The sequence below is a fragment of the Roseateles sp. SL47 genome (assembly GCF_026625885.1).
In the GTDB taxonomy this organism is placed as follows: Bacteria; Pseudomonadota; Gammaproteobacteria; order Burkholderiales; family Burkholderiaceae_C; genus Roseateles.
In genome coordinates this window covers 4,648,393-4,667,084 of the sequence record NZ_CP113068.1, presented here as the reverse complement: position 1 = coordinate 4,667,084, position 18,692 = coordinate 4,648,393, and the positions used below count along the sequence as shown (strand labels likewise).

At 66.0% G+C, this 18,692-nt stretch carries 14 protein-coding genes; 3 read left to right on the top strand and 11 right to left on the bottom strand.

Translation table 11 applies throughout. From position 1 onward, the window contains the following. Window positions 1-211 precede the first annotated feature (211 nt). The gene (gene lexA / locus OU995_RS20165) at window positions 212-889 is read right to left on the bottom strand and encodes a transcriptional repressor LexA (RefSeq protein WP_267831890.1); all 678 of its coding nucleotides are present in this window, start codon (window positions 887-889) and stop codon (window positions 212-214) included. 54 nt (window positions 890-943) lie between these two features. On the opposite strand from lexA, the gene OU995_RS20160 reads away from it, so the two are divergent. Next, on the top strand, window positions 944-1,879 hold the full coding sequence (locus OU995_RS20160; RefSeq protein ID WP_267831887.1) for an asparaginase: 936 nt from the start codon (window positions 944-946) through the stop codon (window positions 1,877-1,879). A gap of 267 nt (window positions 1,880-2,146) precedes the next feature. On the opposite strand, the gene OU995_RS20155 is transcribed toward OU995_RS20160, so the two are convergent. The 8 genes from OU995_RS20155 to dapC form a co-directional block, all read right to left on the bottom strand. Beyond that, on the bottom strand, window positions 2,147-2,581 hold the full coding sequence (locus tag OU995_RS20155; protein WP_267831885.1) for an organic hydroperoxide resistance protein: 435 nt from the start codon (window positions 2,579-2,581) through the stop codon (window positions 2,147-2,149). Between the two features lie 52 nt (window positions 2,582-2,633). Continuing rightward, window positions 2,634-3,161, bottom strand: a complete 528-nt coding sequence (locus OU995_RS20150; protein ID WP_267831884.1) for a MarR family winged helix-turn-helix transcriptional regulator — start codon at window positions 3,159-3,161, stop codon at window positions 2,634-2,636. A 102-nt stretch (window positions 3,162-3,263) separates the two neighbouring features. Further along, window positions 3,264-5,336: an ABC-F family ATP-binding cassette domain-containing protein gene (locus OU995_RS20145; protein WP_267831881.1), complete on the bottom strand. Its 2,073-nt coding sequence runs from the start codon at window positions 5,334-5,336 to the stop codon at window positions 3,264-3,266. Then, a complete protein-coding gene (gene prmB / locus OU995_RS20140) occupies window positions 5,333-6,202 on the bottom strand; it encodes a 50S ribosomal protein L3 N(5)-glutamine methyltransferase (RefSeq protein ID WP_267831879.1) in 870 nt (289 codons plus the stop codon). Before prmB ends, OU995_RS20145 begins: the two co-directional genes overlap by 4 nt. Next, the gene (gene dapE / locus OU995_RS20135) at window positions 6,199-7,335 is read right to left on the bottom strand and encodes a succinyl-diaminopimelate desuccinylase (protein ID WP_267836313.1); all 1,137 of its coding nucleotides are present in this window, start codon (window positions 7,333-7,335) and stop codon (window positions 6,199-6,201) included. The genes prmB and dapE overlap by 4 nt, the downstream gene beginning before the upstream one ends. A 123-nt stretch (window positions 7,336-7,458) precedes the next feature. Further along, on the bottom strand, window positions 7,459-8,619 hold the full coding sequence (locus tag OU995_RS20130) for a PilT/PilU family type 4a pilus ATPase (RefSeq protein ID WP_267831876.1): 1,161 nt from the start codon (window positions 8,617-8,619) through the stop codon (window positions 7,459-7,461). 98 nt (window positions 8,620-8,717) lie between these two features. Beyond that, entirely contained in the window at window positions 8,718-9,539 is an 822-nt protein-coding gene (gene dapD, locus OU995_RS20125; RefSeq protein WP_267831875.1) for a 2,3,4,5-tetrahydropyridine-2,6-dicarboxylate N-succinyltransferase, read from the bottom strand. 125 nt (window positions 9,540-9,664) lie between these two features. Continuing rightward, the gene (dapC, locus tag OU995_RS20120) at window positions 9,665-10,954 is read right to left on the bottom strand and encodes a succinyldiaminopimelate transaminase (RefSeq protein ID WP_267831874.1); all 1,290 of its coding nucleotides are present in this window, start codon (window positions 10,952-10,954) and stop codon (window positions 9,665-9,667) included. Window positions 10,955-11,141: 187 nt separating this feature from the next. On the opposite strand from dapC, the gene OU995_RS20115 reads away from it, so the two are divergent. Next, a complete protein-coding gene (locus OU995_RS20115; RefSeq protein ID WP_267831873.1) occupies window positions 11,142-13,913 on the top strand; it encodes an ImpA family metalloprotease in 2,772 nt (923 codons plus the stop codon). Between the two features lie 6 nt (window positions 13,914-13,919). On the opposite strand, the gene OU995_RS20110 is transcribed toward OU995_RS20115, so the two are convergent. After that, the gene (locus OU995_RS20110) at window positions 13,920-14,345 is read right to left on the bottom strand and encodes an SET domain-containing protein (protein WP_267831872.1); all 426 of its coding nucleotides are present in this window, start codon (window positions 14,343-14,345) and stop codon (window positions 13,920-13,922) included. An 84-nt stretch (window positions 14,346-14,429) separates the two neighbouring features. Continuing rightward, a complete protein-coding gene (gene queF, locus OU995_RS20105; RefSeq protein ID WP_267836312.1) occupies window positions 14,430-14,861 on the bottom strand; it encodes a preQ(1) synthase in 432 nt (143 codons plus the stop codon). 293 nt (window positions 14,862-15,154) lie between these two features. On the opposite strand from queF, the gene smc reads away from it, so the two are divergent. Then, a complete protein-coding gene (gene smc, locus OU995_RS20100) occupies window positions 15,155-18,667 on the top strand; it encodes a chromosome segregation protein SMC (protein ID WP_267831871.1) in 3,513 nt (1,170 codons plus the stop codon). The last annotated feature ends 25 nt before the right edge of the window (window positions 18,668-18,692 follow it).

The following is an 18,692-nucleotide window of genomic DNA, read 5'->3' as shown; positions in this document are numbered from 1 at the left end:
ACCGTGTGCAAGCCATCCGCACGGCCACCGTGCGTACGGCCACCTCCGCAAGGCCACCATCCGCAATGCCGCCCGTCCACAGGGCCACCCTCAGAAAGGCCGCCATTAGAAGCGCTGCTATCAGAAGCGCTGCCATCCTTAGGGTGTGTAGGCCTACATGCGTGGGCGATATTCGTTCAGTGCATCACGTCGGCAAAAGCTCACCGGGAACTCAGTTGAACTGCGCCCGAATCAAGCCCACCGCCAAGCCCTCCAGCGCAAAGGACTCGTCCCCCGCCGCGACTTCGATGGGCTCAAACTCTGTGTTCTCCGGCAGCAGACGCACACCACCCGCGTGGCGCTGGAAGCGCTTCACCGTGACCTCGTCGCCCAACCGGGCCACCACGATCTGACCATTGCGGGCTTCACTGGCCTTTTGCACGGCAAGCAGGTCGCCATCCATGATGCCAATGTCTTTCATGCTCATGCCGCGTACACGCAGCAGGTAGTCCGGCATGCGGGAGAAGGTGGAGGGATCGACGCTATAGTGCTGCTCGACATGTTCCTCCGCCAGGATGGGCGCGCCTGCTGCCACCCGGCCGACCAGCGGAAGCGTCAACTGCGCGAGGCTGGCCAGGGGGAGTGCGAACTGGCTGTGTTCACGCGCCTGATTGACCTGCTTCAGGGCGGGCGAGGGCAGACGAATGCCACGAGCCGTGCCGCCAACCAGTTCGATGACGCCCTTGCGGGCCAGCGCCTGAAGATGTTCTTCCGCCGCGTTGGCCGAGCGAAAGCCCAGCTGCTGTGCGATTTCCGCGCGGGTGGGTGGCGAGCCGGTGCGCTCGATGCTGCGCCGGACCAGGTCAAAGATCTGTTGTTGGCGGGCGGTGAGTTTTGGTGGTGTGTTCACGGTTGACCTGAGTATCCATCCAGTGCTCTGTATTTTTATCCAGGAGAAGCCAAATTGCAAAGCCGCATTGAGCGAATTGTCATCATCGGTACCGGCGGGACCATCGCCGGTGCCGCGGCTTCGGCCACGGACAACGTGGGCTACAAGGCCGGGCAGCTCTCGGTGGACTCGCTGGTGGCGGCCGTGCCGGCGCTCAGGGCCGAATCGCTGGAAGCTGAGCAACTGGCTCAGCTCGATAGCAAGGACATGGATGTGAGCACCTGGGCGCGCCTGGCGCGTCGGGTCCAGGCCCACCTGGACCGGCCGGAGGTGCGGGGCATCGTGATCACCCATGGCACCGACACGCTGGAAGAAACTGCCTATCTGCTGCAACGGGTGTTGTCTCCGCAAAAGCCGGTGGTGCTGACCGCCGCCATGCGGCCCGCCACGGCCTTGCAGGCGGATGGCCCGCAGAATTTGCTGGATGCCGTTGCTGTCGCCAAGTCCGAGGGGGCCTGCGGGGTGGTGGCGGTGGTGGCGGGTCAGGTCTTGCACGGTCTCGAACTGCGCAAGACGCACACCTACCGGCTCGATGCCTTCGAACCCGGCCCCGACAGCGGGCTGCTGGCCGTGGTGGAAGAGGGCGCCGTGCGCCGCTTTCGGGACTGGCCGCAAGGGGTGGCCCTGGGCGCTTCGACCTTGCCGCAAGACGCTTCGGACTGGCCCTGGGTGGAAGTGCTGGCCAGTCATGCAGGCGCGCAGGCGCGTGCCCTGGAGGCCTGGCATCAGGCCGGCGTGCAGGGGGTGGTGCTGGCCTGTACCGGCAATGGCACGGTGCATCAGGCGCTGAATGGGCCCGTCCAGGCACTCCGTCAGGCTGGGGTGCCGGTGTGGCGCACCACCCGATGTGCCCAGGGGCGCATCGTGGGCGCCCCAGAAGAAAAAGGGGCCGCCCTCACACCGTGGGCCGCCCGCATTGAGCTGACGCTGGAATTGCTCCAGCGTCGCTAGTGTTGGTGGCGACTGGTGGACGCGACTGGTGCACGCTCATCGGCGATCGCGGTCACCGCCAGGCGCTCTCAGACACTGCCAGTCACCGCCCTGCAATCTCTGACACTGCCAGGTAATCTCTGACATTGCCAGGCAATGCCAGGTCCTGCCAGGTCCTGCCAGGTGCTGGCGGCCACAGCCATCCACCGAAGGGCGCTAGCCGTTGCCAGCCCCGTTGTCAGTCGCGTGGCCGGTGCGCCAGGGCGGCACCGGCCACGCGCCCGTTCATCAGACCACCGTCAGGGTGACGTCGATGTTGCCACGCGTGGCGTTCGAGTACGGGCACACCTCGTGGGCTTGAGCCACCAGGGTTTCGAGCGCGGCGCGGTCCATGCCCGGCACCGAGATCTTCATGGCCACGGCGATGCCAAAAGCACCCGGCTTGTTGGCGTGCGGGCCGATGGAGACGTCGCTGGTGATGGAGACTTCGGCCGGCAGGGCCACCTTGTTGCGGGCCGACACGGCCTTCATCGCGCCGATGAAGCAGGCCGAATAACCGGCTGCAAACAGCTGTTCCGGATTGGTGCCGTTGCCGCCCGCGCCACCCAGTTCCTTGGGCGTGGACAGGTCCAGCTTCAGCGCGCCGTCCGACGACTGGGCGGTACCGGCGCGGCCTCCGGTGGCAGTGGCGGTGGCGGTGTAGAGGGCTTTCTCGATGGCCATGTGGCGCTCCTTGATTGGGGTTGAAAAAAACGAGGGTGGAAGAGGCCCGGGCTCAGCCCGGGGGACGGGTGCGGTCGGCCTGCTCCAGATGGTGCAGGACACTGGACCGCAAATCTTGCAATTGCCGTGTCAGCGTCTGTAGCTCATCCAGGCTGCAGGCACTGGCACAAGCCAGTTGTTCAGGGATGCCGACCGCCTGCGCACGCAGGGAACGGCCTGCCTCCGACAGGTGGATATCCACCCGCCGTTCGTCCTTGTCGCTGCGGCGGCGTTCCACCAGGCCCTGGGTTTGCAGACGCTTGAGCAGCGGCGTGAGCGTGCCGGAATCCAGGCCCAGTCGTTCCCCAAGGGCGGATACGGCCAGGCCATCCGACTCCCACAACACCAGCATGACCAGGTATTGGGGATAGGTCAGCCCCAGCGGGGACAGCAAGGGCTTGTAGAGCTTGGTCATCGCCAGGGAGCTGGCGTAGAGCGCAAAGCAGAGTTGCTGGTCCAGCCGCAGCCAATCCGTGGCCGCAGCCTCAGCGGCTGGGCTGCCCGTGAGGGACGGGTTGCTGGGATGGGCTGCGTTCGACATGGGTGCTACTGTAGTACGCAATTCAATTGCACACAATCAAAGTGGTTTTTAAAAGGGCGGACTCCCTGCGGGGCCGCCCCTGGTGCGTCACCGATCAAACGGTCAACTCGCTGACTGCAGCGCGTCCACCTGTTCGCTCAATTCCAGCCAGCGCATTTCCTTGTCCTCGACCTCGTCACCAATCGCTTTGAGACGTTTGCCGGCATCGGCGATCTGCATGGGAGACAGGGTCCCCGTTGCCAGTTCCGCTTCCAGCCGATTGCGTTCTCCATGCAGTGCCTGGAGCCGGGTGTCGATCTGCTCCATTTCCTTGCGCAATGGCCGGGTCTGTTCCGCCACGCGCTGCCGGGCCTGCCCGGCGGCCTTGCGGTCCTCGCGGGAAGCGATGGGGGCGGGCGCAGCCGCCACAGGTGCGGGCGCAGCCACGGGGGCCGGAGCCGAGGCAGCGGAGGCCGCAACAGCCGACGCCGTCGCCGCCGTTGCAGCGCCGCCGGAGCCCGACGAGGTCGAGAGCCCTGCCGACGCCTTGTCCCGCTTGGCCAGTTCCTTCGCCTGCCGGGCGGCTTCCTTGGACTGCTCGAGCAGCCACCGCTGATAGTCGTCCAGATCGCCGTCAAATGGCGCGACCTTGCCGTCGGCCACCAGCCAGAACTCGTCGCAGACCTCGCGCAGCAGCGCGCGGTCATGGCTGACCAGCATCACCGTGCCTTCGAACTCGTTGAGCGCCATCGACAGCGCTTCACGGGTCTGGAGATCCAAATGGTTGGTCGGTTCGTCCAGCAGCAGCAGATTGGGGCGTTGCCACACCAGCATGGCCAGCACCAGGCGCGCTTTTTCCCCGCCGGAAAGACTGCCCACCGCCTGGTTGACCATGTCCCCGACAAAGCGGAACTGCCCCAGGAAGTCGCGCAGCTCCTGCTCCCGTGCCGACGGGCTCACCTCCTTGGCCAGACGCACCATGTGCTGCAGCGGACCTTCGTCGGGCCGCAGCACATCCATTTCCTGCTGGGCGAAGTAGCCGATGGAAAGGCCCTTGCCTTCGGTGATGGTGCCGCCCAGCGAGGGCTGCATGCGCGCGATGGTCTTCACCAGCGTCGACTTGCCCTGACCGTTGGCGCCCAGGATGCCGAAACGCTGGCCGGCCAGCACCGACCGGTCCACACCCCGCACGATGACTTTCTGGTCACCTTCCGGCGCGCCGGGCGTGAGATAGCCCACGGCGACCTGATCAAACATCAGCATCGGGTTGGGCAGGCTGAGCGGCTCGCGGAACGAGAAGCTGAAATCCGCCGACGTCAGCACCGGCGCGAGACGTTCCATGCGCTCCAGCGCCTTCACCCGGCTCTGGGCCTGCTTGGCCTTGCTGGCCTTGGCCTTGAAGCGATCGATGAATTTCTGCAGATGGGCCATGCGGTCCTGCTGCTTCTCGAACGCTGCCTGCTGCAGCACCATCCGCTCGGCCCGCATCGCTTCGAAGGCGGTGTAGTTGCCACCGTACCGATGCAGCTTGGCTTCGTCCAGATGCAGCGTGACCTTGGTGATCGCGTCCAGGAATTCGCGGTCGTGGCTGATGACGATCAGCGTGCCGTCATACCGCTGCAGCCAGGCTTCCAACCAGACCAGGGCGTCCAGGTCCAAGTGGTTGGTCGGCTCGTCCAGCAGCATCAGGTCGGCCGGGCACATCAGCGCACGGGCCAGTTGCAGGCGCATGCGCCAGCCGCCCGAGAAGCTGTTCACCGGCGCATCCACCTGCGCCCCCTTGAAGCCCAGGCCCATCAGCAGGGCCTGCGCACGGGCGGGGGCGTCAAAGGCGCCGGCATCCATCAGCAGGCCATGGGCTTCGGCAATGGCGTGGCCATCGTCCTCGTCTTCAGCCTTCTGCAAGGCCGCGCGTGCGGCCATCAGGCGGGTGTCGCCCTCCAGCACGAATTCGGTGGCCGGCATGTCGGTTTCCGGCATGTTCTGGGCCACTTCACCCACGGCCCACTGGCGGGGGATTTCGACGTCGCCCTTGTCGCTGTGCAGACGGTCGGTCAGCAAGGCAAACAGGCTGGACTTGCCTGCCCCGTTGCGTCCCACCAGGCCGACCTTTTCGCCGGGTTGCAGGGTGACGCTGGCGTCGTCCAGCACGACCTTCGTGCCGCGGCGCAGCGTGATGTTGCGAAGTGTGATCATCGGGCGGCCACCAGTGCGTCACGGGTGAGCAGCAGCACCTGGTCCTCGCCTGCGGAGGTGTCCAGCCAGGCCGCAGCCAGGGTGGGGAAGGCCGCTTCGAAGAACTCGCGCTCGTTGCCGATTTCCAGCACCAGTACGCCGTGCTCGGTCAGGTGCTCGGGCGCACGCGCCAGCAACTGGCGGATGAAGTCCATGCCGTCGGTGCCGCCGGCCAAGGCCAGCGCAGGCTCGGCCTGATATTCCGGTGGCAGGGCCTGCATCGAGGCGCTGTTCACATAGGGCGGGTTGCACAGGATGAGGTCATAGGCGCCGTCGGCGGGGGCCAGTCCGTCGCCCTGCAGCAGCCGGATGCGGTCGCTCAAGGCATGCCGGCCGACATTGATGCGGGCCACGGCCAGCGCGTCCTCGCTCAGGTCGATGGCATCCACCTGCACGTCCGGCCAGGCCATGGCTGCCAGCACGGCCAGGCTGCCGTTGCCGGTGCACAGGTCCAGCACACGCACGGTCTGGTCGGACAACCACGCATCGATGGTGGCATCGGCGATCAGTTCGGCAATGAAGCTGCGCGGCACGATGGCGCGTTCATCCACGTAGAACGGCACGCCCTGCAGCCAGGCTTCGCGGGTCAGATACGCGGCCGGCTTGCGGCTGACGATCCGTTCCTGCACCAGTGCTTGCACCGCTTCAATGCCGATGTCATCCACCGGATCTTCCGCATGGTCGTCCAGGGTCTCCAGCGGGATCTCCAGTTTCCACATCACCAGCCACGCGGCCTCGTCAAAGGCGTTGGTGGTGCCATGCCCAAATGAAACGCCCGCCTCGTGGAGGCGGGCGGCCTGGGCCTCAATCAATTCCAGCAGCGTCACAGCAGCAAATGCTCCAGGGTGCGGCGGTAGATGCGCGCCAACGGGGCGATCTGATCCAGCGGCACATATTCGTTGATCTTGTGGATGCTCGCATTGAGCGGTCCGAATTCCACCACCTGCGGGCAGACGCGCGCAATGAAGCGGCCATCCGAGGTGCCGCCGGTGGTGGAGAGTTCCGTGGTGACGCCAGTTTCCTCGGTGATGGCGGCGCTGATGGCAGCCGAAAGGCTGCCCACGGGGGTCAGGAAAGGCTCGCCGGACAAGGTCCAGTCGAGCTGGTACTCCAGGCCGTGGTCGTCCAGCAGGGCATGCACGCGGTCACGCAGACCCTGCGGGGTGGACTCGGTGGAGAAGCGGAAATTGAAATCCACCACCATCTCACCAGGGATCACATTGCCGGCACCGGTGCCGGCCTGGATATTGGACATCTGGAAGGTGGTGGGCGGGAAGTAGGCATTGCCGGCATCCCAGGTCATGCCGGCCAGCGCGGCCAGGGCCGGGGCGGCCTGATGGACGGGGTTGCGGGCCAAGTGCGGATAAGCCACATGGCCCTGGATGCCGATCACCCGCAGGCGCCCGGACAAGGAGCCCCGGCGGCCGTTCTTGACGGTATCGCCCAGCTGTTCCACCGACGTCGGTTCACCCACGATGCAGAAATCCAGCCGTTCGCCCCGTTCACGCAGCCGCTCTACGCAGACCACGGTGCCATCGCGGGCAGGGCCTTCTTCGTCACTGGTGAGCAGGAAGGCGATGCTGCCGGCATGGTCCGGATGCGCCGCCACGAAGTCCTCGGCGGCCACCACCATGGCGGCCAGCGAGGTTTTCATGTCGGCGGCGCCGCGGCCATACAGGCGGCCGTCCCGCACGGTAGGCACGAAGGGGTCGCTGGTCCAGCGGGCCAGTTCGCCCGTGGGCACCACATCGGTGTGGCCGGCAAACACCAGTCGCGGGCCGTCCGGCTGGCGGCCGTTTTTCACCGCCCACAGGTTGTGGACATGGAAGTCGGCCGGGCCGCTGTCCATCCGCTCCAGCGTGAAGCCCAGCGCCGCCAGCCGATCACCGATCAGGGCCAGGCAGCCGGCGTCATTCGGCGTTACCGACGGACGCGCGATCAACTGCTCCAGCAGCGTCAGGGCGCGGTCCTCTGTGTGGGGGGAGCGGTCTGCGGGCTGCGGAGATGAATGCGGGGATGGACGCGGAGATGAAGGATGAGAAGTTGGGGTGGAGCTCACCGGGTGGATTGTCGCCCAGGTTGGTCACCCTGGCTGCACGTCCAGCGTAATGGAAGTGAAGCTGGCTTCGTCGGCGGCCGGCTCTTCCTTCTTGTTGCCGGCTTGCTGCTTGCCGCCGGTCATGTCGTTTTGCAGACGCCACAACAGGTTGGTGGGGGAGTCGGCGAAGGCCAGGCCTTCTTCGCGGGTGATGACGCCGGTGTTGATGAGCTGGGCGAAGTGTTCCTCAAAGCTCTGCGAGCCTTCGGCGATGGATTTTTCCATCGCTTCCTTCACGCCTGCGAAGTCGCCCTGCTCGATCAGCTCGGAAATCAGCTTGGTGTTGAGCAGGATTTCGATGGCCGGCACACGGCCGCCCTGGGTGGAGCGCAGCAGGCGCTGCGACACCACCGCCTTGAGGCCGGCGCCCAGGTCGTTCAGCATCGCCGGGCGGGATTCCGGCGTGTAGAAGGACATGATCCGGTTCAGGGCGTGGTAGCTGTTGTTGCCGTGCAGGGTGGCCAGCACCAGGTGGCCGGACAGCGCGTAGGAGATGGCCGCGGTCATGGTGTCGCGGTCCCGGATTTCGCCGATCAGGATGCAGTCCGGCGCCTGGCGCAGCGCGTTTTTCAGGGCCACTTGCAGGGTGGCGGTGTCCCGCCCCACTTCCCGCTGGTTCACCAGCGAGCGCTTGTTGGCAAACAGGTATTCCACCGGGTCCTCGATGGTGAGGATGTGGCCGGTCATGGTCTGGTTGCGATGCTCCAGCATCGAGGCCAGTGTGGTGCTCTTGCCGGTGCCGGTGGCGCCCACCATCAGGATCAGGCCCCGCTTTTCGGTCACCAGCTTGCCCAGGATGGTTGGGAGGCCGAGGCTCTCCAGCGAGGGAATGACGTGCGGGATGTGGCGGAACACGGCGGCAATGGAGCCGCGCTGGCGGAAGCCGGAGAGCCGGAAGCTGCCGACTTTGGGGATGGAGACCGCGAGGTTCAGTTCACCGGTCTGGTCCAGCTCGGCCAGGTGCTGCGGGTCGATGACTTCAGCGATCAGCTGCTTGGGCTGGGTGGGGGTCAGCAACTGGTCAGACACCTGGACCATCTGGCCGTTGATCTTGATCAAGACCGGCATGTTGGCCGACAGATAGGTGTCCGACGCGCCTTTTTCAGCCATCAGGCGGAGGATCCGCTCCATGTTTCCCGTGCTCATGAGTCCCTTCCCATCTGGCCAGTGGCCCAATCATCCATTATCGAATTTGTATCACTGGCCGCCGGGGTCTGGATTGCAAGAGGAGGTAATTTTTGGCCTCAGGGGCGCAGCAGCTCGTTGATGCTGGTCTTGGCGCGGGTGCCGGCGTCGACCTTCTTCACGATGATGGCGGCGTAGAGGCTGTACTTGCCGTCGTTCTTGGGCAGCGAGCCGCTGATGACCACCGAGCCGGCCGGCACACGGCCATAGCTGACGGTGTCGGTCTCACGGTCGTAGATGGGAGTGCTCTGGCCGATGTAGACGCCCATCGAGATCACCGAATTCTCTTCCACGATCACGCCTTCCACGATCTCGGAACGGGCGCCGATGAAGCAGTTGTCTTCGATGATGGTCGGGTTGGCCTGCAGCGGTTCCAGCACACCGCCGATGCCCACGCCGCCACTCAGGTGAACGTTCTTGCCGATCTGGGCGCAGGACCCGACGGTGGCCCAGGTGTCCACCATCGTGCCCTCATCGACATAGGCGCCGATGTTGACGTAGGAGGGCATCAGCACCACGTTGCGGGCCATGTAGCTGCCGCGGCGGGCCACCGCCGGGGGGACCACCCGCACGCCGGTGGCGCGCAACTGCTCGTCGCTCATGCCGCCAAACTTGGTGGGCACCTTGTCAAAGAAGGTCAGGTCGCCGGCGCCCATCTGGCGGTTGTCATTCAGGCGGAAGGACAGCAGCACGGCCTTCTTCACCCATTGGTGCACCGTCCAGTCCCCCACGCTCTTGCGCTCGGCCACCCGCAGGGTGCCGGCGTCCAGGGCGGCCAGCACGTCGTCCACGGCCTTGCGCACGTCCGGGGCATTGGCGGGGTTGAGGTTGGCACGGCTTTCCCAGGCCAGGTCGATGATGGATTGCAGGTCTTGCGTCATGGCGTTGCTCGATGAGTGTGAGTGGGTCGGTGCGGCTGAAGGGGCGCCCGGCGAGGCCTGGGCGGTGTTGCAGCAGTACCGGCGGTTCGGTGGTCGGAAGTGATCAGTCGATCGGGGTCAGGCATTCAGGTCGTGGCGGTCTGGCCGGCGGGCGCTCCGGGGCCGCGGGCGTCAGGGAAGCGTTCCCGGGTGTAGGCCACGATGCGCTGGGCTGCTTCCAGGCATTCCGCCTGCTCCGCCACCAGTGCCAGGCGCACACGGCCCGCGCCCGGGTTGACGCCGTGCGCCTCCCGCGCCAGCAGGCTGCCGGGCAGAACGCCCACATTGTATTGAGCCAGCAGCCCCTGGGCGAAGCCGATGTCGTCGCCGTCCGGAACGCCCGCCCAGAGGTAGAAACCGGCGTCGGGCAGGGCCACATCCAGCACCTCGGCCAGCAGCGGGGTGACGGCGGCAAACTTGGCCCGGTACTGGGCGCGGTTCTCCACCACATGCTGTTCGTCGTTCCAGGCGGCGATGCTGGCGGCCTGCACCATCGGGCTCATGGCGCTGCCGTGGTAGGTGCGGTAGAGCAGGAAACGCTGGATCCAGGCGGCATCACCCGCCACAAAACCGGATCGCATGCCCGGCACGTTGGAGCGTTTGGACAAACTGCTCAAGGCGATCAGATTGCGGAAGTCCGGGCGGCCCAGCTGAACCGCCGCCTGCAGGCCGGACAGCGGCGCCGCCTCGGGCCCTTCACGGAAATAGATCTCGGAGTAGCACTCGTCCGAGGCGATCACAAAACCGAAGCGGTCGCTGAGCTCAAACAGTGTCTTCCACTCCGACAGCGGCATCACCGCGCCCGTCGGGTTGCCGGGAGAGCACACATACAGCAGCTGGGTGCGGGCCCAGGTGGCGTCGTTGATCTGCGACCAGTCGGCGGCGAAGTTGCGCTTCGGGTCGGAATTGGCAAAGGCCGGTGTGGCGCCTGCCAGCAGGGCGGCGCCTTCGTAGATCTGATAGAACGGGTTGGGGCAGACCACCGTGGCGCCCGCCCGGGTGGGGTCGATCACCACCTGTGCCAGCGAGAACAGCGCCTCGCGGGAACCGATCACCGGCAGGATCTGCGTGGCGGCGCTCACCGACAGGCCGTAACGGCGCTGGATCCATCCGGCGATGGCCTCGCGCAGTGCGGGCGTGCCCGCCGTGCTGGGGTAGTTGGACAGCCCCTTGAGGTGGGCGATCAGCGCTTCCTCCACCAGCTTGGGGGCGGGATGGCGGGGCTCGCCCAGGCCAAGGGAGATAGGGCGCAGGTCCGGGTTGGGGACGATGTCTTGCGTCAGTGCGCGCAGGCGTTCGAACGGGTAGGGGTTCAGGAGCGCCAGGCGGGGGTTGACCGGGGTGGTGGTCGACGTTGCGGCTGGGGTGGCAGTCATGGCGGAATCATAGTGGGCCGCAGGTGCCCCGGCAGCGCCCCGCAGGTGCGGCGGGTGGCGGCGGCTTACTTGAATCGGCAACCGTGGGTTGCCGGACTTCATGAAACGGACATGAAACGGCGCTCGTCCACAGTCCCGGTGTTCTTCTAACTGATCTGGGCGAGTGCTCCGGCGCGCCCCTCCAACGATGACAACACTCAGACAAGCCCTGCGGGTGGCCAGCCTGTTGGCTGCGGCAGCAATGGCGACCTTGGCGGGCTGTGGCGGTGGTTCCGGCAATGGGAACTCCGGAAACACCGGTCCTGACGGTGGCAACGGAAGCGGCACCGGCAATGCCTCTGACGTGCGTCTGGCGGCCGCGCTGGCCTCCGGTGACCCCACGGGCCTGGCCAGCACCGACACCGCCACCCTCCTGGAACGGGCGATTGCGGAGGCCACCAGCCGCCGCCAGGCCGAAAGCGCCGTCCTGTCGGCGGTGTATGGGGATGGCAAGAGTTCCCTGGACCTGTCGCTCAACATCGGCACCAACAGCGCCAGCATCACGCCGCTGAGTTCCACCACTGCAGTGGCGCTCATCCAGTCCGACAACGGCAATGGCCTGGCCGCCGTCACGGTGGACGGCAAGGGCCGGGGTCTGGCCTATGGCGCCGACGTGCTGCAGTGGATGTCCGCCAGCGCCAAGGAACAGCAGCACTATCCGCAGTTCCTGAGCAGCTTCAAATGGTTGCTGACCGGCAGCGGTAGCGGCACGTTGCCTTCCAGCCTGAAGTTCGCCACTGCGGGCTACAACGCCAGCACCGTCAAGAACTTTCTCACCCGCGCCGGCACCACCGGAGAGGCGGTGGACTGCGCCGTGGCCGACCCGGCCAACACCTGCTGGAACACCGTGGACCTGGTGGTGATGGGCGGCAGTGTGACCGCCAGTTCGGGCTTGACCGCGCTGATCCGCAGCTATCTCGCGGCGGGCAAGGCGGTGATCTACATGCATCCCAACTGGGGCCAATCGGCCGGTGGGTCGCAGGTGCTGGCGGGCCTGGGCATGAAGCTGGGGGGCTATCCGGGCAACTACTTCGCTGCTGCGGCCGGGGTGTCTGTTTCTGCCAGCCGCACGGTGGCCGATGTGCTCAATGCCAAGACCACGCTGAGCGAACTGCCGGCGGCGCTGAAGCTGCTGCAGGCCAGCAGCCTCTCGCTCGACCTCCAGGCCGATACCAGCGCGCTGGCGCCGTTCAGCGCCATGCTGGCCGAACTGGGCAACCTGCAAAGCAGCGGTGTGGCGCTGTTTAATGACGACAGCCGCTTCCTGCTGCACCGCTTGCTGGTGCTCTGGGCCGACCAGCAGCGTCCCACCCTGGTCTATGGCAAGCTCAGCCGCAGCGATGCGGTGAACTTTGTCCGCACCTACGCCACCGACGCTTTTGTGTGGTTTGCCCGCAGCGCCACCAAGGCCGCCACGGCCGGGCAGGGCGACTACATGCCGGCCAGCGCCCAGACCCTCACCCCCAGCACCACCGCTGAAGAGCTGCGCATCACGCTGCCGCAGGCCAGCGGCACGACATTGATCGGCCGAGGCGCATTGCCGGCGAGCGGCGTGCAGGTGGAGGTGGTGGAGGCTGCGGGTGCTACGTTGGGCCTGCAAACCAGCCTGCTGCGTAGCTGGGGCAACCCGCTCAACGACGACGAGGACACCTATGCCCGCCCGTTGCGTCCGCACTCGTTCAACATCCCGCTGAGCACCACCGGCCCCACGGCCTTTGTGTCGCCCAACGGCGGGCCGCTGATGCTGAGCTACAGCGGGGCCACGCCCAATACGGTGGTGACCCTGCGGATCAAGGGCGTGACGCGCTATGCCCACTTCGACTATGCCAATCCGATGAGCGATGCCGATGTGGCCGATGCGGTCGCCGCGCTGAATGCGGGCACCTACGGCTGGCAGACGACCAAGGTGGTGGGCGGTGAAGTGCAGCAGATCATGGCCTATGCCAAGAGCACCATCGGCAGCCTGTCACCGTCGGTCTATGCCAACACGCACATCCGTGATGGGCTCTTCATGAGCAACCATCTCACCAACGGCTACAACGATGCCGGCATGAGCGCCAAGGTCACCAGCCTGTGTGCCAGCTTCGGCTGGACCTGCACCGGCAGCCTGCACGACACGCCGTCCGTGCAGCACTTCGTCGGCTGGATCGCCACCTGCGGTTACCTGTGTTCCGGCAACCCGATCGATGGTTATGCCGGCATCGGCCTGGGTTGGGGCTATGCCCATGAGCTGGGCCACAACACCGTGCAACGGGTGATGCGCATGGTGCCGGAGGGCACCACCGGCTGCAGCACCGAATGCGACAACAACCTGCTGGCCAGCGCCACCGCCTTGCGGGCCTATGCGCTGTGGGGGATGGAGTTCAGCGGTGACCATCCGCTGGACCATGCCGGTCTGTATGCCGCCCTGAAGACCAATCGGGCCACCGGCCTGAGTGGCGACGCTCTGTTGGCGGACCAGACCACCCGCATCTGGAACAACAGCCACCAGGACATCATGCGTTCGGTGCATTTCCAGCTGGCCTTCCTGTTCAGCAAATATCGCAGCGGTGTGGCGCAACCCACACTGGACAGCACGCTGGACTATTTCAGCCTGCTGACCAAGGGCGACCGTCTGGTGAGCAAAGCCTTCAGCGCGGCCACCGCCAGCAGCTATGGGATGGGGCGCTACACCACCAACGGCATCACCAACCACGACCTGCTGTATGTGCTCAGCTCCAAGATCATCGGCCAGGATTTGCGCAAGGTGTTCTGGATGTATGGGCTGCCGTTGAGCGACACGGCCCTGGGCTCGGTGGCTGACCTGAGCTTGCCGATGGCTCCGCGCAGCTTCTATGCGCTACCGGCAGGCAAGCACAATCAGCTGGCCACGGGGCAATGGCTGGATGTGGAAACAAGCGTGCCGGCCTGGCCCTATTGATCAGCATCAGAGCCAGTGCCGACAGCCTGCCGCTCCGCAGTGGCAGGCCAACCGGCCTTCGTGGTGGGTGATGCCGTAATCGACCGTCAGCTCTTCGCCAGGCGGGATGGGGCGCAATGCGACAAAGCGCACCTCCCCATCGTCCACCAGAATGCGGGCATTGGGCTCACAGCTGTGGTTGGTGAACCGCAGGGCGTCCTGTGAGCGGCTGGCGTCGATGGCGCGGGCCGGTGACAGCTCCACCAGCATCAGGCGGCCGCCAGCCTGGGCGCGGCGCCGCGCCTCGGCCACGGTGATGGACTCACCGGTGAGCTGGCCCAGCCGCTGGCCGGCGGCAATCGGCTGCTGCGCAAACACCCCATAGCCGTCGATCCGGCTGCGCCTGAGTGCCACCGCCACCTCGGTGTGGAGAGGATCAAAGCGCAGGGCCATGCGACCTCCATGCCGTGGAGCGCCGGTGAATCACGTGGATCACCCGTGCAGGCATCGCGACGGGCATCGCGACGGGCACCACGATTAACGCAGCAGGCCGGATTCGAAGCTGTGTGACGGGATGTCCACGGCCGGCAGCGGCATCCAACCCTTCTTGCGGTGTTCCGCCACCACGTTCGTGTAGATGCCGCCCCGCACGTACCACTTGGCGGTGATACGGATGTAGCGGGGGTGGGTGACCTTCACGATGTCGTCCAGGATGGTGTTGGTCACCTTCTCATGGAACGCCCCTTCATTGCGGTAGCTCCAGAAGTACATCTTCAGGCTCTTGAGCTCAACGCAGTACTGGTCCGCGATCATGTCGATCGTGAAGTGGGCGAAATCGGGCTGGCCGGTCAGCGGGCAGTGGCAGGTGAACTCCGGCACCTGGAACTGGATGACATAGTCGCGCTCGGGGGCCGGGTTGGGGAACACATGAATGTCCTTGCTCGGCTGGCTGGGCGGGTTGGGCGGCATCTCGCGCATCTTGGGCTGGGCGGCCGGCTTGCGCTGGGTGGCTTTGTCGGCTTTTGGGGCTTTCTCGGGTTTTTCGGCTTTCGCGGAGGTCCGGGATGGAGCGGGCTTGGCGGCAGCGGCTGCCAGCGGCTTGGCGGAGGAGGTCTTGGCCATGGGTCTTTGTCTGGAGAAACGCGGCTCACGGAGTGAGCCGTCATGCATAAGACGCGATGGTATCATCCGCCGCAAATCAAGCGCCCCGTCAAGGGGCGTTTCCGCAATCAAATCAAAGGCTTAGGGAACTTTGTGACCCGATGCGACTGAACTCGATCAAGCTCTCGGGCTTCAAGTCCTTTGCCGACCCGACCAACTTCCAGTTGCCCGGGCAGTTGGTGGGTGTGGTCGGCCCCAATGGATGCGGCAAGTCCAACATCATGGATGCCGTGCGCTGGGTGCTGGGCGAAAGCAAAGCCAGCGAACTGCGTGGCGAGTCCATGCAGGATGTGATCTTTAATGGGTCCGGCAATCGCAAACCGGCCAGCCGCTCCAGTGTGGAGCTGGTGTTCGACAACACCAGCGCCCGTGCGGGCGGCCAGTGGAACCAGTTCACCGAAATCGCGGTCAAGCGGGTGCTGACGCGTGACGGCACCAGCAGCTACTTCATCAACAACCAGCCGGTGCGCCGGCGGGATGTGCAGGATGTGTTCCTGGGCACCGGCCTGGGCCCGCGCGCCTACGCCATCATCGGCCAGGGCACCATCAGCCGCATCATCGAGTCCAAGCCCGAGGAACTGCGCATGTTCCTGGAGGAGGCCGCTGGTGTCTCCAAATACAAGGAACGTCGCCGTGAGACGGAGCACCGGCTCAAGGACACCCGCGAGAACATGACCCGGGTGGAGGACATCCTCCGCGAGCTCAACACCAATCTGGAAAAGCTGGAGCGTCAGGCGGAGATCGCCGCCAGCTACCGCTCGCTGCAGGACCAGGGCACGCTCAAGCTGCATCAGCTGTGGTTCCTCAAGCACCGGGACGCCTCCGGTGAAGCCACGCGGGTGAAGACCGAACATGCCGAGGCGGTGAATGCGCTGGAAGCCCGCATGGCGGAACTGCGCCATCTGGAAACCGAGCTGGAAACCATCCGCCAGGCCCACTACGCGGCCGGTGACGACCTGCATGCCGCGCAGGGCCGCATGGCCGACGCGCAGCTGGAGGTAAGCCGGCTGGAAGAGCGCATTCGCTATGTGGTGGAAGGGCGCCAACGCCTGGAGCAGCGTCTGGTGGAGCTGCAGACCCAGAACCAGCAGTGGCAGGAACGGGCCGAGCAGGCGCAGGCCGAGCTGGATGACGTGGCTGGCCAGATGGCGCAGGCCGAGGAGCAGAGCGAAATTCTGGCCGCGCAGGCGGAAGACCAGGCCATGAAGCTGCCCGAGGTCGAAGACCAGTTGCGCGCGGCCCAGGCGCGCGCCAACGAACAACGCGGCCAGGTCGCCCAGGTGCAGCAGCAGATCCAGGTGCTGGCCGCCGAAAGCCGCAGCGTCGATGAACAGCTGCGGGGCCTGCGCAGCCGGCGCGACCGCCTGGCCCAGGAGCGTCAGGGGCTGGCCGCCCCCCAGCATGACAAGCTGGACGAGGTCAAACGCCTCAGCGCCGCCGCCGACGAGCAGCAGGCCGTGGCCGACGCCCGTCTCGCAGAACTGGCCGAAGCCGTGCCGCAGGCGGATGAACAGCGCCAGGCCGCCCAGCAGGAAGCACAGAGCCAGGCGGCCCGGCTGACCGATATCGCCGCCCGTCTCGCCGCACTGCGTGCGCTGCAGGAGAAGGTGCAGACCGAAGGCAAGCTCAAGCCCTGGCTGGCCCGTCACGGCCTGCAGGATCTGCAGGGGCTATGGACGCAGCTGCACATCACCCAAGGTTGGGAAAACGCCCTGGAAGCAGCCTTGCGGGAGCGCATGGGCGCCTTGTTGGTGGGGCGTCTGGAGACGGTGCAGGCCTTTGTACAGGACCCGCCGCCCGCCCGCTTGGCGTTTTATGCGGCGCCGCAGGCGGAGATCAGCAACACCCACCGGGCGCTGTCCCCGCTGACCGATCTGCTCAAGCTGGAGTCGGCCGGCCTGCGCGCCCTGATGAACGATTGGCTGGAAGGCATCTACACCGCCGAGTCCATCGCCCAGGCCCTGGCCGACCGTCCCAAGCTGACGCACGGTGAAGTCATCATGACCCGTGAAGGCCATGCGGTCAGCCAGTTCGCCGTCAGCTTCTATGCCCCCGACAGCGAGACCGCCGGCCTGCTGGCCCGCGCGCAGGAGATCGAACAACTCTCGCTGGAGCAGCGCGCCCAGACGCTGATCAGCGACGAAGCCCGCGCCCAGGCCATCCGCGCCGAGGCGGCCTACACCGAGGCCGCCCAGCGCCTGGCCGTGCTGCGCCGCGAGGCCAGCGAGACGCAAGCCCGCGCGCATCAACTGCAGGTGGAACTGCTGCGCTTGGCGCAGCAGACCGAAGCCGCCGTTGCCCGCCGTACCCAGCTGGATGAAGAACTGGCCGACATCGATGCCCAGCAGGAAGGCCTGCTGGAGCGCCGCATGGAAGGCGAAGCGCGCTTTGAAGAGCTGGACCTGCAACTGGCGACCACGCAGGAGCGCCATGCCGAGCTGGACGAAGCGGTCATCCAGGCCGAGCGCAAGGTGACGGAAGCCCGCGAACATCAGCGGGTGCTGGAGCGCCGCGCCCAGGAAGCCGTGTTCAGTGCCCGTGCGCTGGCGGCCAAGCGCGGGGAACTGCAACGCAGCATCGAAACCTCGCGCCAGCAGGTGCAGGTCAATGAGCAGACCATCCAGAACATGGGCCGTGAGCGCGAGGAGCTGGACGACGCCGCTGCCCAGGCGGGCCTGCAAGATGCGCTGGCGCTGAAGATGGAACGTGAAGCTGCGCTGGCCACGGTGCGGGCGGCTTATGACGACCTGAGCCTGCGCCTTAAGCGTGGCGAAGAACAGCGCCTGACCATTGAACGGGCACTGGAGCCGATGCGCGAGCGCATCACCCGGCTGCAGCTGGATGAACAGGCGGCCGCCCTCGGCGGTCAGCAGTTCATGGAGCAGTTGGTGGCGGCCCAGGTGGACCTGGAAGCCCTGGCCAAGACCCTTGAAGACGGCAGCGTGAAGCTCTATGGGCTGCAGGGCGAGATCGACCGCATCAACCGCGACATTGCCGCGCTGGGGGCCGTCAACCTGGCCGCGCTGGACGAACTGGGCGCCGCCCGTGAGCGCAAGACCTTTCTGGATTCCCAATACGGGGACCTGACCAACGCCATCACCACGCTGGAAGACGCCATCCACAAGATTGACCTGGAAACCCGCGATCTGCTGGGCACCACCTTCCAGCAGGTCAACGAGCATTTCGGGCGGATGTTCCCCAGCCTGTTCGGGGGGGGACAGGCCAAGCTGGTGATGACCGGCGACGAGATCCTGGATGCCGGCGTGCAGGTCATGGCCCAGCCGCCAGGCAAGAAGAACAGCACCATCCACCTGCTCTCCGGCGGCGAAAAAGCGCTCACCGCGATTGCACTGGTGTTTGCCATTTTCCAGCTCAATCCGGCCCCGTTCTGTCTGCTGGACGAAGTGGACGCTCCGCTGGACGACGCCAACACCGAGCGTTATGCCCGTCTGGTGGCGGAGATGAGCAAGGTGACGCAGTTCCTGTTCATCTCCCACAACAAGATTGCCATGGAGATGGCCAAGCAACTCATCGGCGTGACGATGCAGGAGCAGGGCGTGTCCCGGATCGTGGCGGTGGACATGGAGTCTGCGCTGGCAATGGCCGAGCAGTGAGAGCGATGAACCTGATGACCCGAAT

Coding starts and splice junctions, on each gene's coding strand:
- OU995_RS20155 (WP_267831885.1), bottom strand. CDS start 2,581: ATGGCCATCGAGAAAGCCCTCTACACCGCCACCGCCACTGCCACCGGA.
- OU995_RS20150 (WP_267831884.1), bottom strand. CDS start 3,161: ATGTCGAACGCAGCCCATCCCAGCAACCCGTCCCTCACGGGCAGCCCA.
- OU995_RS20145 (WP_267831881.1), bottom strand. CDS start 5,336: ATGATCACACTTCGCAACATCACGCTGCGCCGCGGCACGAAGGTCGTG.
- OU995_RS20130 (WP_267831876.1), bottom strand. CDS start 8,619: ATGAGCACGGGAAACATGGAGCGGATCCTCCGCCTGATGGCTGAAAAA.
- dapD (WP_267831875.1), bottom strand. CDS start 9,539: ATGACGCAAGACCTGCAATCCATCATCGACCTGGCCTGGGAAAGCCGT.
- dapC (WP_267831874.1), bottom strand. CDS start 10,954: ATGACTGCCACCCCAGCCGCAACGTCGACCACCACCCCGGTCAACCCC.
- OU995_RS20115 (WP_267831873.1), top strand. CDS start 11,142: ATGACAACACTCAGACAAGCCCTGCGGGTGGCCAGCCTGTTGGCTGCG.
- OU995_RS20110 (WP_267831872.1), bottom strand. CDS start 14,345: ATGGCCCTGCGCTTTGATCCTCTCCACACCGAGGTGGCGGTGGCACTC.
- queF (WP_267836312.1), bottom strand. CDS start 14,861: ATGCCGCCCAACCCGCCCAGCCAGCCGAGCAAGGACATTCATGTGTTC.
- smc (WP_267831871.1), top strand. CDS start 15,155: ATGCGACTGAACTCGATCAAGCTCTCGGGCTTCAAGTCCTTTGCCGAC.